The 6,476-nt window shown below is 31.7% G+C and carries 7 protein-coding genes; 1 reads left to right on the top strand and 6 read right to left on the bottom strand.

The genetic code is table 11. From position 1 onward, the window contains the following. Positions 1–44 precede the first annotated feature (44 nt). Together ACFCYN_RS10215 and ACFCYN_RS10220 are read right to left on the bottom strand one after the other, a co-directional pair. Positions 45–890, bottom strand: a complete 846-nt coding sequence (locus tag ACFCYN_RS10215) for a class I SAM-dependent methyltransferase (protein WP_172445783.1) — start codon at positions 888–890, stop codon at positions 45–47. 65 nt (positions 891–955) lie between these two features. Then, positions 956–1,675, bottom strand: a complete 720-nt coding sequence (locus ACFCYN_RS10220) for a toast rack family protein (RefSeq protein WP_172445784.1) — start codon at positions 1,673–1,675, stop codon at positions 956–958. Between the two features lie 265 nt (positions 1,676–1,940). On the opposite strand from ACFCYN_RS10220, the gene ACFCYN_RS10225 reads away from it, so the two are divergent. After that, positions 1,941–3,386, top strand: coding sequence for a flavin monoamine oxidase family protein (locus ACFCYN_RS10225; RefSeq protein WP_375949115.1), 1,446 nt, complete (start codon positions 1,941–1,943; stop codon positions 3,384–3,386). Between the two features lie 107 nt (positions 3,387–3,493). On the opposite strand, the gene ACFCYN_RS10230 is transcribed toward ACFCYN_RS10225, so the two are convergent. From ACFCYN_RS10230 to ACFCYN_RS10245, 4 genes are read right to left on the bottom strand one after another with little or no spacing between them, the layout of a single operon-like run. Continuing rightward, positions 3,494–3,997: a GNAT family N-acetyltransferase gene (locus ACFCYN_RS10230; RefSeq protein WP_172445785.1), complete on the bottom strand. Its 504-nt coding sequence runs from the start codon at positions 3,995–3,997 to the stop codon at positions 3,494–3,496. Between the two features lie 22 nt (positions 3,998–4,019). Next, entirely contained in the window at positions 4,020–4,589 is a 570-nt protein-coding gene (locus ACFCYN_RS10235; protein WP_375949117.1) for a nucleotidyltransferase domain-containing protein, read from the bottom strand. 59 nt (positions 4,590–4,648) lie between these two features. Further along, positions 4,649–4,909 (bottom strand): hypothetical protein, encoded by a 261-nt coding sequence (locus ACFCYN_RS10240; protein WP_375949119.1) that lies wholly within the window; start codon positions 4,907–4,909, stop codon positions 4,649–4,651. Positions 4,910–4,913: 4 nt separating this feature from the next. Further along, complete coding sequence (locus tag ACFCYN_RS10245; RefSeq protein WP_375949121.1) at positions 4,914–6,164, bottom strand: helix-turn-helix domain-containing protein; 1,251 nt, start codon at positions 6,162–6,164, stop codon at positions 4,914–4,916. Positions 6,165–6,476: the final 312 nt, after the last annotated feature.

The following is a 6,476-nucleotide window of genomic DNA, read 5'->3' on the forward strand; positions in this document are numbered from 1 at the left end:
CTAGAAAAATAGATGCTTTTTTTTATATTTGATACTAAAAATTTTTATTGCGCTGTAAAAGCAAATATCGATAATGGCTTGATTTCATTATTCTCAATAAAATCTTCTAGCATTTTAACTTCTGACCGAATCAGTCCCGTTAATTTACTTGGCATGGCTTCTACATTACTTAGTTCAACTTCAATATCTGATAATGTTTTATTAATTTCCCAATTACAATCATGTAATTGTGGTGAAAATATTGCTGTCTCATTATTTATGTTCCAGCCAGAGCTTTCACAAATAGTTTTTATATCATTCGGAGTTAAAAGAGTTCGAACATTAGATTCACTATCTTGTTTAAATGATTCGTACTGAGCTTGAATTAAAATCGATAATAAATGTGGGTACTGCTCAATTGAGCTAACTCTTGTGTCCCATTCAGCAAAGCATAGTGTTTTGCCCCATTTTTTAATTTTAGTTAATAATGTCCCAAACTCTTCTTGCGATTTGAAATACCATGAGCAGTGAGACATTACGATATAATCAAATTCATTTTCCGAAAAATCAATAGCTGGTGATAATAAGTCAACTTCAAACTCCATCTTTAATTGATGCCCTAATTTCGAATTCATTAAAAATTCTGCTGAGTCTCCTAATGAAATTGGACTTCCATACGTTTTTGAACCTATATCAACTCCATGAACTAATCCATTTTCCCCGACTACGTATGCTAAAACGGCAGTCGTATCTCCTTGACCACAGCCTATTTCAAGTACTTTACTTCCTTCTTTTATATTCCAAAATTCAACTAATTTAAAACGATGCTCCGTTTGTATTCTTTGTATGTCAGACATCCCATTACCTGATGCCATACAATCAATAACCGATTCAACTGCATTTTTAATCATAAAACTCCTCCTTGGACGATACATGTCATTATTAATTTACTTTTCTACTATTCTTCCGTTTTGTTTCAATCTAATTTGAAGGTTACTTCTCCTACCCCAATATCCATATTAACTTCTAATTTAATTTTAGCATCGTCATATGCTTCATTAACGTAAACTCCATTACCTTTCGAAATTAAATCAATAACGTTTGCTTTTCCAATTCCTTTACTTAATTTAACTTTTACACCAACATTTGAAGGCAATACAACGGTCGTTTTTCCGATTCCCGTTTTAATATTTGTTTCAAAACTGTTCTTCCAGTTTCCTCCTAAGTTGACATTAAGTTCTCCGACACCTGCATTTATATTTAATTTATTTAACTTCAAACCACGCAAATCAAGATTTGTCTTTGACGCACCTGTGTTTACATCTAAATCGAGCGGAATTTTATCCGAAAGCTTCAGATCCCACTCACTCTTTATTTTCCCGATTTTCATTTTTGATAGATGATGTTTAGACTGATCAATTTTTACTTCACCAGTAGAATTTTTAAGTTTGTATGATACATCCGGTTTAAAACTTTTATTATTATATTCTGCCTTTCCCTCTACCCATTTTTTAGTTCCTATAGAAACATTCATTGATCCGGCACCTAAGTCTAAACTTACATCCAAATTCTTTGCTTGATCTTTATGAATTGAAATTGTCTCTTCCTTCACCTTACCATTGTTTACGATTGAGCAACCGGTAACAACAAAGGCCGCAGCAATTATTAATAGTACGGACATAATTAATTTTTTCATTTTTTAACCTCCAATTAAGAACTTCTAACACTCTCATTTTATGGAAATTAAAAAATCTAGATAACATCCTCTAGTATCAATCAGGCTACGGCTTAAGACTGAAAGTAAATAAAGTACAAGTAAGTCACTACTATTTATTAGATTTTTTGACAGGATTCTCCTCTATTCTTCTAAAGATTTTTATATTTTGTCCTGCCCCAAACTTTCATACGTTATCCTGAATGTGAATAAAATGAAATGAACGAATTGTAAAGGAGGAGAATCTATGACAAATTTACCACTAACAACTGATCAAATGATTTCTATTATTCGAAGCGGTCTTAGAAAAACCCAATTCTCCAAAAAAGTAATTATAGTAGGCGCAGGTATGGCCGGATTGACAGCTGCTTCTTTACTAAAAGATGCGGGGCATCAAGTTACAATTATTGAAGCAAATGATCGAATTGGAGGTCGTGCCTATACGTTGCGTTCTCCCTTTAGTAATGGACTATATTTAAACGCAGGACCTTTACGAATCCCCAATATCCATCATTTGACATTAGAATATATTCGAAAGTTTAAATTGCCAGTAAATGAGTTTATTAATGAAACGCCAAACGATATTATTTATGCAAACGGAATAATGACGAATGAAGCTAATTATAAAATTAATCCTGACATTTTAAATTATCCAGTAGCACAAAACGAAAAAAGAAAAACTTCTGATGCTTTATTGAATCAAGCATTGCAGCCATTTATCGATTTTATTAATCAAAATCCATTAACGAATTGGGAACTAGTCGAAAAAAGGTACGGCAATATTTCATTTGGTTCTTTTTTAAATTCCTATTTTTCAATAGGAGCAGTCGACATGATTGGTGTTCTCCTTGATTTTGAAGCATTTATGGGGATGTCCTTTTTAGAGGTATTAAGGGAACAGGTCGCTTTTAATTCAGCAACAAAATTTTATGAAATAACAGGTGGTATGGATCTATTACCAAAAGCGTTCCTACCACAATTAAAAGATAATATTCATCTCAACCAAAAGCTGATGAAAATTATTCAAAACGATAAATTTGTAACTATTCAAACGACTGATAATAAAACCTCCAATCAATTCACGCTAAACGCTGATTTTGCCATTATCGCTATTCCATTTTCACTCTTAAGATTTGTAGAAATTGAACCATTCAATTCGGTTTCTTACTATAAACGTAAAGCAATTCGTGAAATTAACTACATGTCTGCAACGAAAATTGGAATAGAGTTTAAAAGTAGATTTTGGGAAAAACATGGTCAATTCGGCGGGAAATCTACAACCGATTTACCTAGTAGACTTGCACTCTATCCTAGTATTGATATTGGCAAATCAGGGCCTGCTGTAGTAAATGCAAGCTACACTTGGGCAGATGAGGCGCTAACGTTAAGTAGTTTAACAGAAGAAGAACGTATTTATTATACTTTACGAGACATGTCTAAAATATGGGGAAACCAAGTTTATTCTGAATTCGTAACGGGAACTTCCTTTAACTGGAGTCAAAATTCATTTTCTGTTGGTGCTTTTACTTTTTTCGAGCCTGGGCAAGAGGAAGAACTCAATTCTTATATAAGTAGTCCTGAAGGTAGACTGCATTTCGCAGGTGAACATGCTTCGCGTTCTCATGCTTGGATTCAAGGTGCCATTGAATCTGGGATCCAAGCAGCAAACGAGGTTAATAATTTGACGACATGAATAGTAGTACATCTGCGTTTATGAAAGAAACACTCTCGTACTATTTCAATTAAATAGGCTTTTTTTCAAATAAAAAGAACCGGGCATCAACTCGCCCGGTTTGCGTTCTATGATAATGCACCAGCCGGTCTCAATCGCGCCATCATAATTTCATCAACAAACCGGCCATTTGCTTTAATATTCCCCTTCTTAACTCCCTCAACGTTAAAACCAAACTTTTCATATAACGCCTGTGCCATAGGATTTGTTTCTAACACTCCTAGTTCTACTCTTTCTAGCATTAGCCAATGATCAGCTAAATCTAAAACTTTTCTAAGTAAAGCCTTGCCAATTCCTTTATTATGATGATTTCCATCAGTCGCAATAAATAAATCTCCTACATGAGACCTGCGACCAGTTCTTTGCACTAAACCAACTAGCCCTACTACATCTCCATTACATTCAGCTACAAATTCATATTCATTTGCTTGTAGGTTTCTAATTCTATTTTCCATCATGTCTATTCTCATACTAGGTAAAAAAATCATATAAGGAAAAACATTTTCTTGAGTGCATATCCTATGAAGTGCTTTCGCATCACTTATTTCTACTGGTCTTATCAAGATTTCCATCAAGGCTCACTCCTTCAAATTATTAGTTTAACCCCTCTAACCATTCATGATTAGGATGATTGCGCAAAATTGCTTCACGCAACCACTTTTTCTGGAACTCGTTCAATGAATTAATCACATTTTTAAAATCCTCGTGATCTTTTTCCCTCGTATTACTAACCTTATATAATAGGACTATTTCAGGATTTAAGTATGGAATACCCTCATTTGAAAAGCTGTAAAATGAGTCTAGTTTACAAATAATCGATTTATCTCTTCTAAATTTCCACTCATTGAATTCAATTTCATTTAGTAAGACTTCTAACTCACTATTCGTCTGACTATTCCTACCATGCAATTCATGGATTGGTAATTCTAGATATTCATTCTTCCAATTTGTTAATTCCCCTTTAAGGACTTTATTAAACGTCCAATCATTTAAATACTCTTTAAGACTTAATTGATCCTTCCGGGCAATCGCGATTTCAATATCATGATGATTTCTCGTCTCCTTACCTAAGTAAAGGTCAATTGCCCATCCACCAGCAATATACCATCCTTTATTAAACCCTTTCATTACTTGATTTATTTTAAAACATTCATTAAAAACCATAAAATGTACCTCCTAATTAAAAAAGCACCACACTGAATGTATGATACTTAATAATCAATTTATTTAATTTTAAAAAATAAAAACTTTTCTACTTTAGGATGAATCGGTTCATCAACATAAGAACGATTCCATCGATTGAATAGCTGGATCTCACCGTCAAATGAGCCATTTGTTTGCCCATCGTCTGAGAAAGTTGAACTTTCAGAAACAGTTGAAACAATCGCAGTCTCAATTCCGCCTGAAACAAAGTTTGGCTCATAATTCATAGATAATACAGTCATCATACACAATATTGTTATAATGCTGGATATTCTTCTCATCTTGTTATTTCCTGCTTTCGATTATTTTTAATAGAGTGTTATTGTATTCTTTATATAACAAGTTTTGATTTTCTAATGATTCGTGTTTTTCATAGTAATCTGCAACAACCCCATAATATTTAATTAATTTTTCGTGGTCATTATATTCAATCCATAATGGCAAAGCAATTTTACGTAAATAAGTCACTAAATTAGCCTCATCCTTTTTTGCTTCAAGTAATAAAACTTTCATTCTAATGTAAGATGCACTATTTCTATCTTTTATTTTAGATAGATTTTCGCATAACAATTGAGTAGCAGTCTCGTAATTGTTCATGATCATCATATTGTTAGCTATATTTGAAATGACTAAAAAATACTCCTCAGTTCCCTCTTGTATGTTCGATAAGTATTCTTCATAATATCTAATCGCCTTTTTATGTTGACTAGAATGATAGTATAAATAGCCTAAATTATGTAATGCGCTCATTTGTATCGTTTTATCGCTTAGTATTACAGAAGCATCTAGAATTTCGATTAGAAATTGCTCAGCTCGATCTAATAACTTACTTTTAATTAATTGAAGTGAAAGTAACATTTTTGCATCTAGAATTCGTTTAATATTATTATTTTGTAGAAAAATAGGGATTGCCTTATTACAAAAATACATTGATAAAGAGGTTTGATTAATATAACTGTATACTAAAGCTCTATAAAAGCAGTATTCTTGAAAATCAATTTCAAGGTTCGGTGTAATTTCTTGGACTTCATCCATTACTTGAAGTGAATCATTGTATCTTTTTTCTTTTATGTAATATATTGATAGTGTAAACAAATATTTTATTGATTCATATTGGGAAAATTTCTTCGTTTTTGCTTCAAGTTGTTTCCATTTTTTCTTTGCTTTTTTAAGATCTTCGATAAAAATATAATATCTCCAAATTGTAATATAAAAATCATTTGATATATTAGTATAATTTATTTTTTCTTCCTTATTGATTAATTCTTCATATAGCATTTTGCTTGAGTCATAGTCAGCTCGCTCTATAGAATTCCATAATCGTTTGAGCTGAATAGTCACTTCATCTATAATGTCATTCTCATCTACCTCGACTTGCATCTTCTTTAAAAGTAACCCAATCGTTTCTATACCAGCTTCTTTTGTACCATTTTCAATTTTACTTAAGTGTGAAACAGAACAAATCCCTTCACATAATTTCTCCTGAGTCCAACCTAATTTCTTTCGATGATGAAAGATCATCATACCATAATCCATAATTAAATCTCCTGTTCATCTTTATTTAAAATAGATATTTCATATGATAAATAATCAATAAATTCTATATTAATATTTTTAATCTCATCCTAATAATTAAATTTTAGTAGATTCACCGACATATTAATATATTTTTCTGATAATTTTTAGACAAATTATATTCGAAAAATTTTCCCAATACAAAAAAGTCAAACATAATGGTATGATTTCTTTACAAGCAATTAAACGATACTAAAGATTAATAACTTCATTAGTATTTTTTAAATGCACCCCCATTTAATAACCAGTATTAAAGCAAGATGTAATTATTAC

It is taken from the genome of Gottfriedia sp. NPDC056225, from assembly GCF_042267765.1.
Classification (GTDB): domain Bacteria; phylum Bacillota; class Bacilli; order Bacillales; family Bacillaceae_G; genus Gottfriedia.